Origin of the sequence: Methylobacterium sp. CB376 (assembly GCF_029714205.1) — a bacterium.
GTDB lineage: Bacteria > Pseudomonadota > Alphaproteobacteria > Rhizobiales > Beijerinckiaceae > Methylobacterium.
The window spans coordinates 5,296,372-5,314,860 of record NZ_CP121648.1 but is presented as its reverse complement, the minus strand read 5'-3'; the positions used below and the strand labels follow the sequence as shown (position 1 = coordinate 5,314,860).

The 18,489-nt window shown below is 75.2% G+C and carries 18 protein-coding genes and 1 pseudogene; 4 read left to right on the top strand and 15 right to left on the bottom strand.

The features are described 5' to 3' along the window. Positions 1-49: 49 nt before the first annotated feature. The 5 genes from QA634_RS24420 to QA634_RS24400 are packed head-to-tail and all read right to left on the bottom strand — an operon-like array spanning position 50 to position 4,009. Positions 50-820, bottom strand: coding sequence for an SDR family oxidoreductase (locus tag QA634_RS24420; RefSeq protein WP_012334574.1), 771 nt, complete (start codon positions 818-820; stop codon positions 50-52). Then, a complete protein-coding gene (locus QA634_RS24415) occupies positions 817-2,082 on the bottom strand; it encodes a beta-ketoacyl-ACP synthase (protein WP_012334573.1) in 1,266 nt (421 codons plus the stop codon). Before QA634_RS24415 ends, QA634_RS24420 begins: the two co-directional genes overlap by 4 nt. Then, complete coding sequence (locus QA634_RS24410) at positions 2,079-3,224, bottom strand: beta-ketoacyl-ACP synthase (RefSeq protein WP_012334572.1); 1,146 nt, start codon at positions 3,222-3,224, stop codon at positions 2,079-2,081. The genes QA634_RS24415 and QA634_RS24410 overlap by 4 nt, the downstream gene beginning before the upstream one ends. Next, positions 3,221-3,685 carry a 3-hydroxyacyl-ACP dehydratase FabZ family protein gene (locus QA634_RS24405; RefSeq protein ID WP_012334571.1) on the bottom strand — a complete coding sequence of 155 codons (465 nt, stop codon included), beginning with the start codon at positions 3,683-3,685 and terminating at the stop codon, positions 3,221-3,223. Before QA634_RS24405 ends, QA634_RS24410 begins: the two co-directional genes overlap by 4 nt. A 36-nt stretch (positions 3,686-3,721) precedes the next feature. Continuing rightward, positions 3,722-4,009 (bottom strand): acyl carrier protein, encoded by a 288-nt coding sequence (locus QA634_RS24400; RefSeq protein WP_012334570.1) that lies wholly within the window; start codon positions 4,007-4,009, stop codon positions 3,722-3,724. A gap of 345 nt (positions 4,010-4,354) precedes the next feature. Between QA634_RS24400 and QA634_RS24395 the strand changes: the two genes are divergently transcribed. Further along, on the top strand, positions 4,355-5,440 hold the full coding sequence (locus QA634_RS24395) for an AI-2E family transporter (protein WP_012334569.1): 1,086 nt from the start codon (positions 4,355-4,357) through the stop codon (positions 5,438-5,440). Between the two features lie 27 nt (positions 5,441-5,467). On the opposite strand, the gene QA634_RS24390 is transcribed toward QA634_RS24395, so the two are convergent. Beyond that, positions 5,468-5,869: a hypothetical protein gene (locus QA634_RS24390; RefSeq protein WP_012334568.1), complete on the bottom strand. Its 402-nt coding sequence runs from the start codon at positions 5,867-5,869 to the stop codon at positions 5,468-5,470. Positions 5,870-6,133: 264 nt separating this feature from the next. Here QA634_RS24390 and QA634_RS24385 point away from each other — a divergent pair, with 264 nt between their 5' ends. Next, on the top strand, positions 6,134-7,195 hold the full coding sequence (locus tag QA634_RS24385; RefSeq protein WP_283026827.1) for a sensor histidine kinase: 1,062 nt from the start codon (positions 6,134-6,136) through the stop codon (positions 7,193-7,195). 142 nt (positions 7,196-7,337) lie between these two features. On the opposite strand, the gene QA634_RS24380 is transcribed toward QA634_RS24385, so the two are convergent. The 5 genes and pseudogenes from QA634_RS24380 to QA634_RS24360 form a co-directional block, all read right to left on the bottom strand. Beyond that, on the bottom strand, positions 7,338-7,523 hold the full coding sequence (locus QA634_RS24380; protein WP_012334566.1) for a twin transmembrane helix small protein: 186 nt from the start codon (positions 7,521-7,523) through the stop codon (positions 7,338-7,340). Between the two features lie 102 nt (positions 7,524-7,625). Next, positions 7,626-10,261 (bottom strand): annotated as a pseudogene (locus tag QA634_RS24375) (TIGR02302 family protein). 87 nt (positions 10,262-10,348) lie between these two features. Beyond that, entirely contained in the window at positions 10,349-10,510 is a 162-nt protein-coding gene (locus QA634_RS24370) for a hypothetical protein (protein WP_018259523.1), read from the bottom strand. 111 nt (positions 10,511-10,621) lie between these two features. Next, entirely contained in the window at positions 10,622-11,893 is a 1,272-nt protein-coding gene (gene lysA / locus QA634_RS24365) for a diaminopimelate decarboxylase (RefSeq protein ID WP_012334564.1), read from the bottom strand. A gap of 329 nt (positions 11,894-12,222) precedes the next feature. Continuing rightward, positions 12,223-12,507 (bottom strand): LptM family lipoprotein, encoded by a 285-nt coding sequence (locus tag QA634_RS24360; RefSeq protein ID WP_012334563.1) that lies wholly within the window; start codon positions 12,505-12,507, stop codon positions 12,223-12,225. 175 nt (positions 12,508-12,682) lie between these two features. On the opposite strand from QA634_RS24360, the gene QA634_RS24355 reads away from it, so the two are divergent. After that, positions 12,683-14,788, top strand: a complete 2,106-nt coding sequence (locus QA634_RS24355) for an ATP-binding protein (protein ID WP_012334562.1) — start codon at positions 12,683-12,685, stop codon at positions 14,786-14,788. A gap of 38 nt (positions 14,789-14,826) precedes the next feature. On the opposite strand, the gene QA634_RS24350 is transcribed toward QA634_RS24355, so the two are convergent. From QA634_RS24350 to QA634_RS24340, 3 genes are all read right to left on the bottom strand, one after another. Further along, positions 14,827-15,087 carry a 3',5'-cyclic-nucleotide phosphodiesterase gene (locus QA634_RS24350; protein WP_012334561.1) on the bottom strand — a complete coding sequence of 87 codons (261 nt, stop codon included), beginning with the start codon at positions 15,085-15,087 and terminating at the stop codon, positions 14,827-14,829. 129 nt (positions 15,088-15,216) lie between these two features. Further along, the gene (locus QA634_RS24345) at positions 15,217-16,134 is read right to left on the bottom strand and encodes a hypothetical protein (RefSeq protein ID WP_012334560.1); all 918 of its coding nucleotides are present in this window, start codon (positions 16,132-16,134) and stop codon (positions 15,217-15,219) included. A gap of 148 nt (positions 16,135-16,282) precedes the next feature. Then, on the bottom strand, positions 16,283-16,888 hold the full coding sequence (locus QA634_RS24340) for a DUF1134 domain-containing protein (RefSeq protein ID WP_012334559.1): 606 nt from the start codon (positions 16,886-16,888) through the stop codon (positions 16,283-16,285). Positions 16,889-17,019: 131 nt separating this feature from the next. On the opposite strand from QA634_RS24340, the gene QA634_RS24335 reads away from it, so the two are divergent. Next, entirely contained in the window at positions 17,020-17,499 is a 480-nt protein-coding gene (locus tag QA634_RS24335) for a hypothetical protein (protein WP_012334558.1), read from the top strand. A gap of 3 nt (positions 17,500-17,502) precedes the next feature. Here the strand turns inward: QA634_RS24335 and QA634_RS24330 are convergent, their stop codons facing one another. Further along, a complete protein-coding gene (locus QA634_RS24330) occupies positions 17,503-18,339 on the bottom strand; it encodes a 3'(2'),5'-bisphosphate nucleotidase CysQ family protein (protein ID WP_012334557.1) in 837 nt (278 codons plus the stop codon). Positions 18,340-18,489 lie beyond the last annotated feature (150 nt).

Below are 18,489 nucleotides of genomic sequence, written 5' to 3'. Positions count from 1 at the left end.
TTCGGTGACGATGTTGGGCGCAGACAATGCGGCGGTTTCAAGAGCGCGCTCAGCCCCGGTGCACGCCCATCATGGCGGTGAGCCCGCCATCGACCGGGAGCACCGCCCCGGTGATGTAGGCGGCTTGCGGCCCCATCAGGAAGGCGACGAGCCCGGCCACGTCCTCGGGCGCGGCGAAGCGCCCCGCCGGGATCTGCTTCTCCATGGCGGCGCGGTGGGCCGCGTAGGGCGCCATCATGGCGGTGTCGACGAAGCCCGGCGCCACCACGTTCACGGTGACGCCGCGCCGGGCGCATTCGAGGGCCAGGGTGCGGCAGTAGCTGATGAGGGCGCCCTTGCTCGCCGCGTAGGCGGCGTTGCCCGGGTTGCCGCGCAGGGCCGCCACCGAGCCGATCGCCACGATGCGGCCGGACTTCGCCCGGGTCATCGGCCGCACCAGCGCCTTGGCGAGGCGGGTGAGCGACCAGAAGTTCACCTGCATCGCCGCCTCGGCCCGGTCCTGGTCGAGCATGGCCGCGAGCGCGTCGGAGGACTGGCCCGCATTGTGCACGAGCCCGTGATAGCCGGTCTCCGCCGCCGCCTCCGCGAAGGCGTCGAGGCGCGCCCGGTCGGCGAGGTCGAGGGGGAGCGCCCGCACGGCCCGGTCCGGATGCGCCGCCGCGAGCTCCGCCGCCAGCGCCGCCGCGGCCTCGGCCGAGCCGCGGAAGGTGAAGTCGACGTCGTGGCCGGAGGCGGCGAGCGCCCGCACGATCGCGGCGCCGAGGCCCCGGGCCCCGCCCGTGACGAGGACGCGCCCGCCGCGCGCAGGGGAGGCGGTCACGCCGGCTCCGCCCCGAAGACCAGGCAGGTATTCTGCCCGCCGAAGCCGAAGGAGTTCGACAGGACGGTGCGCACCGGCAGGTCGCGGGCCCGCGTCACCACGTCGAGGGGGATCGCCGGGTCGGGCAGCGCGTAGTTCAGGGTCGGCGGCACGCGGCCGTGCCGGAGGGTGAGGAGCGAGACCACCGCCTCGACGGCGCCCGCCGCCGTCAGCGTGTGGCCGATCATCGATTTGTTCGAGGAGATCGGGACCGAGCGCATCCGCTCGCCCATCACCGCGAGGCAGCCCAGCGCCTCCATCTTGTCGTTCTCGGGCGTGCCGGTGCCGTGGGCGTTCACGGTGTCGATCCGGTCCGGGTCCAGCCCGGCATCGGCGATCGCCTCGCGGATCGCCGCGATGATCGGGGCGCCGTCGGGGCTGGAGCGGGTGCGGTGGAAGCCGTCGCCCTTCTCGCCGCAGCCGAGGACGTAGCCGAGGATGCGCGCCCCGCGGGCGGCGGCGGCCTCGGCCTCCTCCAGCACCAGGGCGGCGGCGCCCTCGCCCATCACGAAGCCGTCCCGGTTCTTGGCGAAGGGCTTGGCGGCCGCCTCGGGCGGGTCGTTCTGGGTCGAGAGCGCGGAGAGCAGCGAGAAGCGGATCAGCGATTCCGGGTTCACCGACCCGTCGGTGCCGATGCAGAGCGCCGCCCGCATCTCGCCGCGGCGGATCGCCTCGACGCCGAGCTGGATCGCGGTCGCCCCGGACGAGCAGGCGGTCGAGAGGGAGATCGGCGAGCCCCGGGTGCCGAAGCGGTCGGCGATGCGGTCGGCCACGGTGCCGAAGATGAAGAGGTCGTGCCAGTCGTCGAAGCGGCGGGTGGCCGCCGCCCGCAGCAGGTCGGCGTAGGTGACCTCGCCCGTCGCCTGCGCCGCGAGAGCCTGGCGCTGCGGCCATTCCATCTCGACGGGCGGGACGGCGATGAAGAGCGCCCCCGGGAAATCGCCCGGCAGGCCCGCCTCGGCCACCGCCTCCTCGGCGGCGGCGGCGGCGAGGGCCTCCGACAGGACCGGCGCCACCATCGGCTCGGCAGCCAGGAAATCGACCGTGCCGGCGATGCGGGTGCGCAGCCCGTCGGTCGGGAACCGCGTGATGGCGTGGATGCCCGAGCGCCCGGCGGTGAGGGCGGCCCAGTTCTCCGCCACCCCCCGGCCGAGCGAGGTCACCACGCCGAGGCCGGTGACGGCGACGAGCGGGCGTCCCTTGGCGTCGCGATAGGCACTCATCGGCCGGCCTCCCGGGCGGGCAGGATGCGCAGGACGCCCTCGCCGCGGCGGTGCCCGACCGCCGTCACGGCGACCTCGCGGGCCGCTCCCCGCGCCACCAGGGCGGCCGCCAGGGCCGCCCCGAAGGGGGCCGTCGCCTCGAGCGTGTGGCCGGTGAGGTCGCCCAGGGCGCTCACCCGCGCGCCGGGCGCGAGGTCGGCGAGGCGCTCCGCCTCCTCCCGCGTGATGCCGGCGCAGCCGGTGGCGCCGGAGATCACCGCGTCCGGCGCCTCGAGCCCCGCCTCGCGCCAGAGCGCCGTGAGGCTGGCGGCGACGCTGCCGGGTGCGCGCCGCGTGCGGTCGCTCGCCACCGCCGCGAGGCGCGCGAGCGGGGCCGCCCCGCGGGCCGCCGCGGTCTCGGCGGCCTCCAGCACCAGGAAGGCGGCGCCGCTGCCCAGGATGAAGCCGCCGCGCCCCTCGCGCCGGAAGACCGGGGCGTAGTCCGGCCGGTAGAGGTAGCCGCCCATCTCGTGGACCAGGAGCACGTCGGCGCGCTCCGCGTTGTAGGAGCCGCCGACCAGCACGCTGTCGACCTGCCCGGCCGCGATGCGCGCGCCGGCGATCCGCAGCGCGTCGACGCCGCTCGATTCCTCGCCCATGAAGGTGCGCGAGGCGCCCGTCACCCCGTGCACGATGGCGATGTTGCCGGCGAGCAGGTTGGAGAGCTGCGCGAGGAAGAGGGTCGGGCGCAGGTCGTTCTGCAGCCGCTCGTTGAGGTAGGCGCCCGGATCGGCGGCGTCGCGCAGCCCGGTGAGGATCTGCCCGTCCGCCGCGTAGTCGCGCTCGCCGCCGCCCGCCGCCACGATGAGGTGGAGCGCGCCCTTGCGCGCCGCGTCGCCCTTGAGGCCGGCCGCGTCGAGCGCGAGCCCGGCCGCGTAGACGCCGAGCCGCTGCCAGGGCTCCATCTGCCGCTGGTCGGCCTTCTTGGGGATCTGCCCGTCGAGGGCGAGGGGCGCGACCGGGTGGACCGGCCAGGGCGCGAAGCTCTCCGCGTCGGTGCGCGGGCGCGCGCCCGCGGCGAGGGCCGCCAGGTGGGCGGCCACGCCCTCGCCCGCGCAGGAGACGAGCCCGAGGCCCGTGACGACGACGTCGCGGGGGCTCACGCGCCGGCCCCGTCGAGGAGGCCGATGGCGCGGGCGCGCGCCCGCATCGGGCCGTCGAGCCCGGCCGGGAAGGGCATCGTCCGGAAGCGCAGCTCCGCATTGCAGAGGGGCTTGCCCTCGGCGCGGATCGCCGCCTTCGTCACCGCGTAGCCCGAGCCGTCATGCTCCAGGCTCGCCTCGACGGCGAGGTCGGCGCCCGGCCCGACGAAGGCGCGGAAGCGCGCCTTGTCGACGCCCATCAGGAACGGCATGTGGGTGAAATCCGAGCGGGCGAGGAGGAGGTAGCCGGAGGCCTGCGCCATGGTCTCGGTCAGCAGCACGCCCGGCACCAGCGGGTGGCCGGGGAAGTGCCCCTCGAAGACCGGGCTCTCCTGCGGCACGCGGGCGAGCGCCTCGATCCGGCCTGCCTGCCGGTCGAGGGCGACCACCCGATCGATCATCTCGAAATATTCGAGCCGCATGCGCGCGGGGCCCCGGAGTCGCGTCAGACCGTCGCGTCAGACCTTGGCGGCCTTCTCGGCCACCAGGCCGTCGATGCGCGCGCAGAGGTTCTTGAGCACGAAGTACTGCTCGGCCGGAACCTTGCCCTCGTTGACCTCCTGGGTCCATTGTTCGAGGGGGAGCTTGATGCCGAAGGCCTTGTCGATCGCGAAGGCGATGTCGAGGAAGGCGAGGCTGTCGATGCCGAGATCGTCGATCGCGTGGCTCTCCGGCGTGATCGAGTCGCGCGGGATGTCGGCCGTCTCGGCGATGATGTCGGCAACGCGGTCGAAGGTGTCGGACATGGGCGTGCAGCCGCTTTCGTGATGAGGTCTGGCTCGACCCCGCGACGCATGGGCCTCCGCCCGAGCCCCCGGTCACGGACCGCGCTGACGTCGGCCTCGATCTGTCTGGTTATACTCCGCCGATCGGGCGGGCCGGGCCGGCGGTGCGGATGCGCCGCCGCCCCGGTCGAGCGGCCCGCATACACGAGGGGGCCCCGGCGGGCAACCGCGGGACGGGGCCTCGGCTTCGCCGCAGGCCGCTTCGCCCCTCGCGCGGTGTGGGCAGGTTCCGGGCCGCGCGCCGCGGGGGCTCGCCCGGGCGGGAGACGCGGCATGGAGGGGAGGACCCATGGAGGGGAGAGGATCATGGAGCACGTCACGCTGCCGGGCAGGCGCCGGGAGCCGGACTCCTTCCACGCGGCGGCCCGGGTCGCCCTGGTGCTGGGCCTCGCGGCGGTCGGCCTGTGGACCCTGCACGAGTTCCTGCCGGCCCTCGTCTGGGCGGTGATCCTCGCCATCGCCCTGTGGCCGCTCTACGCCCGGATCGCCGGGCGGCACCGGGCCGGCAGGACGATCCTGTGGCCGGCCCTGTTCACCCTCGGGGCCGCCCTGGTGGTCCTGGTGCCGCTCGCGGTCCTGGCCGTGCAGGCGGCGCGCGAGGCCCGCGACGTCCTCCACTTCTGGCGCCAGATCGAGGAGCAGGGCTGGCCGGTGCCGGATTTCGTCGCGCGCCTGCCCTTCGGGGCGTCGCAGGTCGCGTCCTGGTGGCAGGACACGCTCAGCCACCCGGCGGGCTCCTCCGAACTCCTGCACCGCCTCGACCGCTCCTCGCTGCTCGGCGTCGGGCGCAGCTTCGGGGGCCAGATCGTGCATCGGGCGATGCTGTTCGGCTTCACGCTGCTGACCTTGTTCTTCCTCTTCCGCGACGGGCCGGCCCTGGCCGGCCAGGCCCTCGCCGCCTGCCGCCGCCTGTTCGGGCCGCGCGGCGAGCGCGTGGCGCACCAGATGGCCGCCTCGGTCCACGGCACCGTGGACGGCCTCGTGCTGGTCGGCCTGGGGGAGGGCGTCCTGCTCGGGATCGTCTACGCCTTCGCGGGGGTGCCGCACCCGGTGCTGCTCGGGGCCTTCACCGCGCTCGCGGCCATGATCCCCTTCGCGGCGCCGGTGGTGTTCGCGCTCGCGGCCGCGCTCGCGGCCGCCCAGGGCAGCCTGGTCGCCGCGGCGGTCGTGGTGGTCGCGGGCTTCGTCGTTACCTTCGTGGCCGACCACTTCGTGCGCCCGGCCCTGATCGGCGGCGCGACGCGCCTGCCCTTCCTCTGGGTGCTGCTCGGCATCCTGGGCGGGGTCGAGACCTTCGGCCTCCTCGGCCTGTTCCTCGGCCCGGCCATCATGGCCGCCCTGGTGCTGCTGTGGCGGGAATACACCGAGGGCGAGAGCGCCCCGGTGGCCTGAGGCGCAAGCGGGACCCTGCCGCCGCCGCTACGGGGCGATCGTCAGCGCGACCGACCAGTCGCCGTTCGGCCCGACCGCGCCGATGGCGGACAGGCAGGTGACGCCCGACCCGCTCGGCGTCGTCCGCACCGCCGGATAGGCCCAGGGGCCGGCCGGGGAGCCCCGCAGGCGCGAGAGGATCCAGGTGCAGGAGCGCATCGTGTCCGGCCGCGCGGCGCGCACCGAGCAGCCATTCGCGGTGGCGTGGGGGCTGACGATGGCGGCCGCCGCGCTGCCGCCGGCGGCGAGCGCCGGGGCGGGGGGCGTGCCCAGGCAGCCGGCGGGCGCCGACAGCCCGACCGGGACCGGGGTGGCGTTCCGGATGGTCGCCGCGACGACGCTCTGGCCGAGTGCGGGGCCGCTCGGGCCGACCAGGACGGCACCCGCCACCAGGACGTTCCGCAGGGCCTCCGCGCGCCGACCGGGCGCGGCCCGGGCGATGGGGGCGCGGCATAGCCAGGGCGAACTAGGCCGTCTGCACGGCTTGGCCGGGGCGGGAGATGGCTGATTGTGGGGATTTATTAACAAAGCTGCCATCAGCTCCGGCCGACCATGCCGCGATGCAGCGCCGGGTCGCGTCGGCCGGCTCCCCGGCCGCGGCGTCGCCCGGCCGCACCCGGCGGCCAGCACGGCGAGAGGCGGCCGCGACGGACCATGGACGACGAGATGACCGCGACGCAGGCCGCGACCTCCCTGCCCCCCTCGCGCCTGACCCGGCTCGAGCGCTGGACGCAGGCGACGCGGCAGGTGCGGCGCAGCCGGCGGCTGAGCGACGCCTGCGGGGTGGCCGCCTTCGCGGTCGCCCTCGCGCTCCGGTTCGCCCTCGACGGCATCCTGTCCTCCGGCTTCCCGTTCCTGACCTTCTTTCCCGCCGTCATCATCACCACCTTCGCCTGCGGCCCGCGGCCGGGCACGGTCTGCGCCGTGCTGTCGGGCGTGGCGGCCTGGTTCGTATTCCTGACCCCGCGCTTCTCCCTGACGCTGACCGGGGAGAGCGCCCTCGCGCTCGCCCTCTTCGCCTTCATCGTCGGCGTCGACATCCTGGTCATCGCCTCGATGCAGAGCGTCTCCGAGCGGCTGCAGCGGGAGAAGGAGGTGTCCCACCGCCTGTCGGAGCAGCAGCGCGTCCTGTTCCAGGAACTGCAGCATCGCGTCGCCAACAACATGCAGTTCGTCGCCTCCCTGCTGGCGCTGCAGCGGCGGCAGGCGGCCGGCGACCCGCAGCGGGCCCTGCTGGCGCTCGACGAGGCGCGGACGCGCCTGGAGACGATCGCCCGCATCCACCGGCGGCTCTACGATCCCGACAGCCTCGACCGGCCGGTCGGCGAGTACCTGCAGGAGATCTGCTCGGACCTGATCGCGACGGCCGGTGCGGGGGAGATCGTCTGCCGGGTCGAGATCGAGCCGCTGCGCCTCGACCTGAGCCGCCTGACCACCCTCTCGCTGCTGGTGGTCGAGGTCGTCACGAACGCGCTCAAGCACGCCTTCCCGCCGGGCGGGCCGGGCACGATCACGATCCGCCTGGACCGCCTCGGGGCCGGGCGGGCCCGGCTCACCATCGCGGATGACGGGCGCGGCCTGTCCGCGGGTTTCGACCGGCAGGTCGGGTCGCGCCTGGGCTTCCGGATCGTTCAGAGCCTCGCCGCGCAACTCGGCGGGGAGATCCGCTTCGCCTCCGAGGGCGGCACCGTCGCGCGGCTCGATTTCGGGCTGTGACCGCGGCGGCCGGCCCCTCATCCCAGCGGCCCGGGATGCCGGCGCATCGGGCCGTCGACCCTCTCGAAGGGTCGGCACCGCGCTGACGGCGTGGCGAGAATGCGAGAACGGAACCGGCGGTCATGGGACATGACCGCCGGTCTCAGGCGCCGCGCCACCAGATCACGCCCATGATCAGCACGATCGCGACGAATTGCAGGAGCACCCGCAGCCGCATCAGGCGCTGCGAGAGGTTGGCGCTGCCGCCGCGCAGCATGTTGGCGAGGCCGAAGAGCAGCACGACCGCGACGGCGAGGCAGGCGATGAGGACGAGGGTGTCGGCGGACATCGGTCGGATCCGGAGGTGAGGCGAAGCCGGGCACCCGGCGTCGGACGATCGTCCGCGCCGGGAGCCCGGGCGTGGGGGCGGTCGGAAGGGGCGGCGGGCGCCTCAGTTGCGTCGCAGCAGCCGCTCGAAATAGTCGAGTTCCTCGCGGGCGCGGTTCGGGTCGCCGAGCTTGCGCCGCAACTCCTCCAGGATGCGGCGGGCGCGCTCGACGCCGGATTCCTCGGCGGTCGGCACCCGCACGTTGCCGTTCTGGTAGTCGCGGCTGCGGGTCGGGCGGCCGAGGGGATCGTTGTCGCGGGAGCCCTGGCGGCCCTGCTGGCCGGGCTGGCCGTTGCTCTGCTGGCCCTCGCCGGGCTGCTCGTCCTGGCCGTCCTGACCCATCTGCTGCATCTGCTGAGCCATGCCCTGGGTGCCGCGCTGCAGCCCTTCCAGGGCGCGGCCCTGGGCGTCGACCGCGCTGCCCTCCTGGCCCTGGCCCAGGGATTGCTCGGCCTCGCGCATGGCCTGCTCGGCATCGGCGAGGCCCTGCTCGCCCTGCATGCCGAGTTCCTTCATGCGCCGCTGCAGCTCCTCCAGCCGCTCGCGCAGGGCCTGCTGCCGCTCGCCGAGGCTGCCCTGGCCCGGCTGCTGGCCCTTCTGCCCCTTCTGCCCCTGCTGTCCTGGCTGCCCCTGCTCGCCCTCGCCGGGCTGCTGGCCCGGGCGCTGGCCCTGGCGCCCGCGCGGGCCCTGCTGCTGGCGCTCGCCCTGCTGGCCGCTCTGGGGCTGCTGGCCGTTGCGGCCGAAGCGCCGCTCCTGGCCCTGCCGGAAGGTCTCGTCGCGCAGGCCCTGCTGCTCGCGGGCCATGGTCTCCAATTCCTGCATCGAGCGGTTCATCTCGCGCATGGCCGGGTCGGACATGCGCGATCCGGGCTGCGCCATCTGCAGGTTCTCCAGGATCCCGCGCAGCTGGTCGAGCAGCCGCTGCGCCTCCGCCACGTCGCCCCGCTTCATCGCCTCCTGCATCTGCTGGAGCATGCGGTTGAGGTCGTCGGGCGTGACGGTGCGGTCGGCCTGCTGCTGCCGGTTCGGGTCGCCGGATTGCTGGTCCCGCTGCTGGCGCTGCGCGAATTCCTTCAGGAACCGGTCCATCGCCTGCTTGAGGTCCTCGGTGAGCTTGCGGACCTCCTCGTCGGAGGCGCCGCGGTCGAGGGCCTCCTTCAGGCGGTCCTGGGCGGCGCGCAGGGCCTTCTCGGCGTCGGAGAGGTCGCCCTCCTCGATCTGCAGCGCCATCGCCCAGAGGAGGTCGGCCACCTCGCCGAGCGCCTCGTCGCTGCGGGCGGCGGTGAGGCGCCGCAGCGCCTCCTTGAGGCCGAGATAGACGCCCCATTGCGGCGTGAAGCGCTCGGGGGCGATTAGCAGCGCCTCCAGGGAGGTCTGCACCCGCGCCCGGCTGCTGTCCGGGTCGAGCACGAGGCGGCGGCGCTCCTCCGCGAGGGCGCGGGCGAGGGGCTGGGTGAAGACCCGGCCGGGCAGGGTCGTGGTCAGCGTCTCGCTGCGGCCCTCCTGGCCCGCCTCGTCCCGGGCGACGAGGGTGAGGCGCACCCGCGCCCCCGCCCAGGGATTGTCGGTCAGGTCGATGAGGGTGCGGGTGTCCTGCCCGCCCTGCGCCTCGGCCGGCAGGCTGAGGGCGAGGCGCGGCGGCGGCACGAGGCTGCGCGCCCCGCGCCGCAGCGGCTCGACCAGCCCCTCGGCGGAGGCGATGCCGTAATCGTCCTTGGCCCGGTAGGCGATCGTGAAGGTGCCGCGCCCGTTCGCCTCCGGCGGCCCCGCGAAGGCGATCTCCGGCGGCTTGTCGGGGATGGTCTCGACGGTGAGCCGGTGCCCGCGGGCGAGCCCGGTCTGCACCGAGAGGTCGGCGCTGCCGCCGGTCAGGGTGAAGCGCTCCTCGCGGAGTTCCGGCTTCTGCGGCCCGGCCGGCGGCACCGGCTTGAGGCCGCTCCCCGGCGTGACCGCGGCGTCCGCCGCCCCGGCGATGCGGATGACGAGGGTGGAGTTGATCGGCGCCCGCAGGTGCTGGTCGGATTCCGCGATCGCGACGATCAGCGGCGGCAGCCGCGTGTAGAGGGGCGGGTCGATCCAGCCGTCCACGCGGAAGGCGGGCGCCGCGGCCGGGGGCCGCGCCAGTCGAAGGCCGCGGCGATCCGCTCGCCCGCCTCCGGCCCGGCCACGAAGGCGCCGGCCACCGCGGCGAGCAGCGCGCCGGCCCGCAGCGCGTAGGGATCGCGCCGCACCATTCCGGGTCGCGGGCCCGAGACCTTCAGGCGCCCGAGGGTCTGGGCGGCGCGCCGACGGTGCAGGTCCCAGAGCGCCCGGGTGGCCGGGTCCTGCCGGCCGATCGCGAGCGTGTCCTCGAGGGCGCGCGCCGGGCCGTGGCGCAGGCCCGCGTCGCGGTCGATCCGCGCCAGGGCCTCGCCGCGCGGCAGCGGGCGCAGGCGCAGGAGCGGCAGCAGGGCGGCCAGGAAGGCGAGGCCGAAGGCGGCGACGCCCGCCATGCGCCAGGACGGCGGCAGGTCGAGCCACAGCCCGAGCCAGGAGGCGGCGAGGAAGAGGAGCGCCACCGCGAGCCCCCGCCACAGGATCGGCCAGGCCCGCTCCCAGACGGTGACCCGGGCGGCGCGGAGGACCAGCCGGTCGAGTCCCGCCCGCAGGGCCGGCGCGTCGGACGGATGCTCCGCTCTCTTCGGCCCGGCCTCGCTCATCGGCTGCTCCCGCTCACGCCTGCCCGCCGAACCTCCCTCGCCGGACCGTAGGGGAGGCTAGCACGCGGGGCGCCGCCGACCAGCGGGTCAAATCCGCTCAGGCGTCCGGGCGCGGCCGGGCGGGTCCTGCGGGGCGTCCTTCAGCGCGGCGCGCACGGCGGCGAGCAGCGCGTGGTGATCCGCGGCGAGCTGGCGCGCCTGGGCGACGACGGCCTCGGCGCGGGCGGTGAGGGAGCGGGTTTGCGACATGGCGGGCCTCGAACCTGATGCCTGCAGCCTCGCACCCCCCCGTCGCCGCGCCGTTTCGCCGATCGGTCGCATTTGAGCGAATCCCGTCGCCCGGGGCCGCCCCGGCCGCGCTCAGGGCGCCAGCCAGTCGGGCACGCGGTCGAGACCGATCAGCTCCTCGTAGCTCTGGCGCGGGCGCACCACCGCGTGGGCGGCGCCGCGCACCAGCACCTCCGGCACCAGGCGGCGCGTGTTGTAGGTGCCGGCCTGCACCGCCCCGTAGGCGCCCGCGCTCATCACCGCGAGGAGGTCGCCGGGCGCCACCGCCGGCATCTCGCGGCCGAGCGCGAGGTAATCCCCGCTCTCGCAGACCGGCCCCACCACGTCCGCGGTGAGGCGCGGCGCCTCCGGGTCCGGCTGCCGCACCGGGCGCAGCGCGTGATAGGCCTCGTAGAGGGTCGGGCGGATCAGGTCGTTCATCCCCGCATCCACGATCACGAAGCTGCGGCCCTCGCCCTCCTTCACGTACACGACCCGGGTGACGAGGATGCCGGCATTGCCGGCGATCATCCGGCCGATCTCGAAGACCGGCCGCAGCCCCAGCGGCCGGAAGTGCGGGCGGATCACCGCCGCGAAGGCCGCCGGGTCCGGCGGCGGCGCGTTGTCGTCCCGGTAGGGGATGCCGAGGCCGCCGCCGAAATCGATGTGGTGGAGCCGGTGCCCCGCCGCCATCAGGTCGCGGGCGAGTTCGGCGAGCAGGGAAGCCGCGTTGTCGTAGGGGGCGAGATCCGTGATCTGGCTGCCGATATGCATGTCGACGCCCGCGACCGCGAGCCCCGGCAGCGCCGCCGCGCGGGCATAGACCTCGCGGGCGCGGCTGATCGGGATGCCGAACTTGTTCTCGGACTTGCCCGTCGAGATCTTGGCGTGGGTCCGGGCATCGACGTCGGGATTGACGCGGATCGAGACCGGGGCAGTCTGCCCGCGCGCCCGCGCCACCTCCGAGAGGGCTTCGAGTTCCGGCTCGCTCTCGACGTTGAAGCACAGGATGCCGGCGTCGAGCGCGACCGCCATCTCGGCGCGGGTCTTGGCCACGCCCGAGAACACGATCCGCTCGCCCGGCACGCCCGCCGCGAGGGCGCGGCGCAGCTCGCCCTCCGACACGATGTCCATGCCGGCGCCGAGCCGGGCCAGGCTGGCGAGCACCGCCTGGTTCGAATTCGCCTTCACGGCGAAGCAGACGAGGGGATCGTCGCCCGCGAAGGCCTCGGCGAAGACGCGGAAATGCCGCTCCAGGGTGGCGGAGGCGTAGCAGTAGAACGGGGTGCCGACGGCCTCGGCGAGCCGCGCGAGGTCGACCTCCTCGGCGTGGAGCGTGCCGTCCCGGTAGGTGAAGTGGTGCATCGGGCTCTCGACGGATCTGCGGCTGGCGGCTTACGCAGATTTGCGCCGGCGCGCCAACGCCAATCTGCCCGGCCCCCTTCGCCGAAGCGGTCGCCGCTCGGGCGGCAGGAATGCGGCAGGAACCACGCGGGTCCGGCACCCCGAGGGGAATCGCCGCGCCCCCCTGCTCGGTCGCCCGATCCGCCGCGGGGTCTCGCCGCGCGGGCCATCACGGCCTCTCAGCGGAGTTGCGCGCGGCAACTCCGCTTAGCCCTTGTTCTTGCATCATTTTCCGCTGACGCGGTGCTTCGGTTCGCCGCCGAAACGGTGACCCCTTCGGCGAAGGATGCTTAGAGCAGCGGATCGAGCGGGAAGGGTCCCCGGGGCACGGTGAAGCGCTTGCGGCTGTTGCCCGAGGATTGCCGCGAGGGCTGGGCGACGCCGGGCGTGTCGGGGATCTGCGGCAGGGCCGGATCGACATCCTCATCCTCGGCGCGCGCCGCCGCGCCCGACGTGCCGGGCAGGCCGGAGGCGGCCGGGGCGACCGCCTGGGGCGCTTCGAGCGGTCCGCGCCGGCCGCAGGCGCCGAGGAGCGCGACCGTACCGATCACGAGGAGGAGGCGGAGCAGGGTCATCCGGGATCCGAAGCGTGGCGGCGGCACCATAGCGGCGCGGACGCGGCGAGGCGAGCCCGGCCGGCGCGTCGCGCGCTGGGGACGGGCCGCAAGACGCCGCTCGCCATCGTGTTGCTGAACGGTTAAGCTTACGTAGTACGCGCATCGTCCCGATGCTGCGCGGAGAGGGAGATTCGTGAGTCTTTCGACGGTGCGCCTGCACCAGCTCCTCGTCGCCGCGGCCTTCCTGGTGCCGTGCGTGGTCCTCCTCGGGGCCGCGTGGTGGAACCGGACGGAGGTGCTGCGGGAGGCCGACAGCGCCGTCCAGCGCACGGCCGCGGTGATGCACGAGCACGCCTCGAAGGTCTTCGACACCGCCGAACTCGCCATGGACCGCGTCGACGACTACGTCTTCGACCGGCCCTGGGGCCAGATCGGGGCCCCGGCCACGAACGCCTTCCTGTCGACGCTCAAGGCGCCGCTGGCCCAGGCGGTGGCGGTCTGGGTGGTGGATCCCGAGGGCGTGGTGCGGGCGAGCAGCCGCGCGGGCGACGTCGGCGCGGCGCTGGCGGGCCGCGACATCTTCGCGGTGCACCGCGCCCGCGACATCGGGATCTATGTCGGGCCGGCCCTGCGCGAGGGCGAGCAGGAGACCTTCGCGGTGAGCCGGCGGCGCTCGACCGAGGACGGCCGCTTCGACGGCGTCATCGTGATCGCCCTCGGCACGGGCTATTTCGGGCGCTTCTACGCGGAGGTCGCGGCACCGACCGCCCACGAGGCGCTGCTCCTGCGCGCCGACGGGGCCGTCCTGGTGCGCGAGCCCGAGCGCGTCGGGGCCGAGCCGCGGCTCCCTCCGGGCGATCCGTTCATGCGGGCGATCCACGGCGGCCCGCAGGGCGGCTTCGCGGTCGCGACGCCCCCCGGGCGGCGCGAGGCGCGGGTGGCCTGGCGCCGGGTCGGGGATTACCCGGTTCAGGTCGCCTTCTCGGTCGAGAGCCGCGTCGCCGAGGAGCGCTGGTACGAGAACCTGCAGCTCTACGGGGCGGTCGCGACGGTCTCGGCCCTCACGCTGGTGCTGATGGCCTGGCTCGCCCTGCGCCGCGCCAGGGCCGAGGAGGAGGCGCTGGCGCGCCTCACCCGCGAGACGGCCCAGCGCGCCGCCGCCGAGGAGCGGCTGCGCCAGTCGCAGAAGATGGAGGCGGTGGGCCAGCTCACCGGCGGCATCGCCCACGATTTCAACAACCTGCTCGCCGTGATCACGGGCTCGCTGGAGGTGCTGCAGCGGCGCCTCGCCCGCGGCGACACCGACGTGGGCCGCTTCATCGAGGGCGCCCTCGACGGGGCGGACCGGGCGGCCAAGCTCACCCACCGGCTCCTCGCCTTCGCGCGCCAGCAGCCGCTGGAGCCGCGCCCCACCGACCCGAACCGGCTGATCACCGGCATGGTCGACCTCCTGCGGCGCACGCTCGGGGAGACGGTGACGGTCGAGACGCGGCTCGCCGTCGGGGTGCCGCCGATCTTCGTCGACCAGAACCAACTCGAGAACGCGATCCTGAACCTCGCGGTCAATGCCCGCGACGCGATGCCGGGGGGCGGGCGCCTGACCCTGGAGACCGCCCGCGACGGCGCCCGGGACGGGCGCGCGGCGGTGGCGGTCACGGTGCGCGACACCGGGACCGGCATGCCGCCCGAGGTCGTGGCCCGCGCCTTCGAGCCCTTCTTCACGACGAAGCCGCAGGGCCGCGGCACCGGGCTCGGCCTGTCCCAGGTCTACGGCTTCGTCACCCAATCGGGGGGCGAGGTGCGGATCGACAGCGCCCCCGGTCTCGGCACCGCCGTCGTGCTGATCCTGCCCGTCTACGAGGGCAGCGCACCGGTCGAGGGGACGGGGCGCGGGCGCGTCGGCGGCCCCGCGCCGCCGCGTCAGGCCCGCACCGTGCTGGTGGTCGAGGACGACGCGATGGTGCGCCGGGCCAGCGCCGAGACGATCGGCGAACTCGGCTACCGGACGATCACCGCCCCGGACGGCGCGGCGGCGCTCGCCTGCCTCGACAGCAACCGGGACGTGGCGGTGCTGTTCACGGACGTGGTGATGCCGGGCCTCGACGGGCCGAGCCTCGCGGCGGAGGCGCGGCGGCGCCGGCCCGACCTCAAGGTGGTCTTCGCCACCGGGCACGGCCGCGAGGAGGGCCGGGAGGGGCCGCTGCCGGGACCCGGCGAGACCGTGCTGCGCAAGCCCTTCACCATCGAGGATCTCGCCGCCGCCCTGCAGGCGGTCTCGCGCGAGGAAGCCTCCGCCTGATCCGGGCAGCGGCGCCGCCCGTCCCGCCCTCGCGCCGCTCAGTTCTTGCTGCTGTTCTGCTTCAGGCCCTCTTCGTAGGCGTCGATCGCCCGTTTGCAGTTGACCGAGATCTTCTTCATGTTCTTCTCGAAGCAGCGGTCGACCTCGGGGCTCTCGGGCGGAAGATTGCCGCAATAGGTCAGGTAATCGCCGGTGCAGTATTTCTTCAGGGTCGGATCGTCCCGCTGCGCCAGGGCGGGGGCGGCGATCAGCGAGGCGCCCGCGAACAAGAGAGCAAACGACGTCGGCTTGAGCGTCATGGCGTTGAGCCTCGCAGCTTGTGAGGGGATGGCGCGGAGATGGCCCGAAACGGCGGCCCTGGCAAGAGCGCCGCGGCGTTCGGGCGACGCGAGGTCAGGCACCGCGGCGGACCGCCCGGGCGAGGCCGCTCAGCGCGCCGCGGCCTGGGAGGGTATCGGGGTGGCCGGGGGCAGCCGCGGCTCGGCCCGGGCGGCGGGGCCGCGCGCCTGGGCCATCAGGGCCTCCGCCACCTCGACGATCCGGCGTTCCAGGGCCGCGTTCTCGGCGAGCAGCCGCTCGGCGGGCGGCGTCGCCTGCGCCTCGGCCAGGGCCCGGCGGGCGCCCGCCAGGCCTTCGAGGGCGGCCTGATGGGCGGGGCGGAGCGCGGCGAGTTCCTCCTCGGCGGCGACGTGGCGGCTGGTCAGGTCGGCGAGGGCGTCCTCCAGGGCCTGGATCTGGGCGCGGGCCCCGGCCGCGACGCTCTCGCCGATGCTGGCGAGGCGCTCGCGGGCCTCCAGCGCCTGCGCCTGCGCGAGGTCGCGGGCGGTCTGCGCCTCGCTCAGCGCGCGGCGGGTGCTCTCCAGCTCGGCCCGGCTGCCGTCGAGGTCGGCGAGGGCGCGCTGGTGCGGGCCTTCGAGGGCGCGCAGGGCCTCCTCGGCCGCCGCCCGGGCCACGCGCAGCTCGTCCCGCTCCGTCTCCACCGCGGCGAGCCGCGCCCGCGTCTTGGCGAGGTCCCGCTCCAGCCCGGCGAGGCGCTCGTCGCGCTGCGCCAGTTCGGTGGTGAGCGCCCCGATCCTGACGGCTCGCCGGCCGAGCTCCTCCATCTCGGCGCGGCGCTCGCCGCGCGCCTCCTCGACCTTGCGCTCGAGCTGGCGCTGCAGCACCGCGAACTCGGCCCGCAGATGGTCCTTCTCGGCGGTCAGCTCGGCGATCGACATCGGGAACTGGCTCTCCAGCCGCCGCCGCGCGAGCCGCTCGGCCCGCGCGTTGAGGGCGGGCAGGACGAGGAGCGCGCACAGGCTTGCGCCGAGGGCGCCCAGCGCGAAGATCATGACGGATTCGATCACGCGGGCAGAACTCTCATCGGGCGCTCGCCAGGGTTACGGGCCCGGGTTCCGGGACCGACCGGACCCTGCCACGGGACCGGGGCCCGGGCCAAGGCCCGATCGGGGTCGACACCGCGAGCGGACAAGTTCGACCAAGCAAGCGCCCAGCTCAGAACGGGTTCCAGGTCGGCGCCTCGGTGAACTTCAGATAGCCGACATTGATCCCGAACCGGGCGCCGACCCCGGTGCGGATCGGAACCACCACGATGTTGTCGGCGGTCGCGGCCGACATGCCGACGCCCCCGACCACGTAGGCCGACCCGTCCATCCCGACGAAGCGCCGGTAGAGCCCGCGCAGGGAGGGCAGGTTGTAGACCAGCATCATGGTGCGGGCGCCGTCGCCCCCGACGTCGAAACCCAGGGAGGGACCCTGCCAGTAGATCCGGCGCTGCCCGGCATTGCGGGTGTAGAGCGTGCCCTCGCCGTAGCGCACGCCGCCGATCACCGCGCCCGAGGCCTCCTGGCCGAGGATGTAGCCGTTCGGCTCGCCCCAGCGCCGGGCCGCCTCCTGCACCGCGAGCGCGAGGCCCCGGGTCGTCGCGCCGAAGAAGCGGTGGCCGGAATCGAGGATCTCCCGGCTGTCGAAGCTCTCGGGGCTCGGCTCCTGCGCGGCGGCGCGGGCCGCGAGCGGCGCGGCCGCAGCGAGGAAAGCCGCGGCGCGCAGCACCGCCCGGCGCGTCGGGCGCGCGGGGCCGGGGGATGGGGCGAAGAGCATCTGTTAGGCTCCCGGCGCTATGCATCGGGCCGGCGCGGGAGCCGGCCGAGGCGGAACCAAAGACGTCCGGCGGGGGACGGCGCCGCGGAAGGGCGGCCGGCCGGCGCCGGTCACGCCAGGATGCGCGCGATATGGGCAAGAACTCGTTAACGCGGCGCGGCGTGCTGTCGCTGGCCCTGGCCTGGCCGGCCGCCTCGGGCGCCGCCGAGGCCGGGGACGCGGTCCTGCCGGATCTCTACGCGGCCGACCCGCTCACCGGGATCGCGCTGCGCGGCCGCGACGCGGTCAGCTACGCCCTCAGCGACGGGCCCGTCCCGGGCCGGGAGGGGATCGAGATGCTCTGGGCGGGCCTGACCTGGCGCTTCGCCGGCCCGGCCAACCGCGCCGCCTTCGCGCACGACCCGGAGGTCTACGCGCCGCGGCTCGGAGGCTACGATCCTCTCGGCGTGGCCGATGGGCGGCTCGTGGGCGCCGACCCCGCGGTGCCGCTGCGCCGCGGCGACCTGCTCTACCTCTTCCGCAATCCGGAGCGCCGCGCGGCCGCCGACCCGGCCCTGCTCGCGGCCGCGGAGGCGCGCTGGCCGGCCCTGCGCCAGCGCCACGGCGTCTGAGGCTCAGGCGGCGGGCAGCACCACGCGGCTCGCATAGGCGGGATCGCCGAGCGCCGCGAAGGGCCCGTTGAGGTAGCCCGCCGCGCTGCGGCCGTAGCGGAACGGGCGGCCCGCCGGATCGACGACGCAGCCCCCCGCCTGGGTGAGGATGTGGTCGCCCGCCGCCGTGTCCCATTCCATGGTCGGGCCCGAGCGCACGTAGAGGTCGGCATCCCCGGCCGCGATCAGGCCGAACTTGAGGGCCGAGGAGGCCGGGCGGCGGCGGCCCACCGGCAATCCCGCCAGGCAGGTCTCGTCCGCCGCCTCGCCGTGGCTGCGGCTCACCAGGGCGACCATGCCCTCCGGCGGGGTCGGGCGCACCGCGATCGCGGCGGCGCGACCCGGCCGCCCGTCGGCGATCGGCGCCTCGACGGCGTGCTGGCCCGCGCTCCAGACCCGGCCGAGGACCGGGGCGGCGAGCGCCGCGGCGACCGGCCGGCCCTCCGCCACCAGGGCGATGTTCACGCTGTACTCGCCGGTGCCGCGCAGGAAGTCGCGGGTTCCGTCGAGGGGATCGACCAGGAAGAACAGGCGCGCCGCCTCCCGGCGGTTCGCCGTCTCCTCGGCGATCACCGGGATGGCGGGCCACCGCGCGTTCAGTTCCGCCACGATGTGGGCCTCGGCCGCGAGGTCGGCGTCCGAGGTCGGCGAGCCGTCCTGCTTCACGCGGTGGGGGCAGGACCCGGTCTCGTAGGCGCGCAGGATGGCGCCGGCCGCGCAGGCAATCTCGGCGAGGAGGGCGGCGACGGCGTCGCGCTCGGCCGCGTCCGGCACGCGGTCCTGGGTCAGGTCGACGGACATCGGGTCCTCATGCCCCGAGCCCGCGGGTTTGTCGATGGCGGTCCCGCCTGGCCGGGCGCGCGGGACGCTCTGCGGGGCGCTCGGCCGCGCCGCGCCTACCTCACCCGGGCGGTGCCGGCGCTGGAGGCGGTGCTCGCACCGATCCAGGAG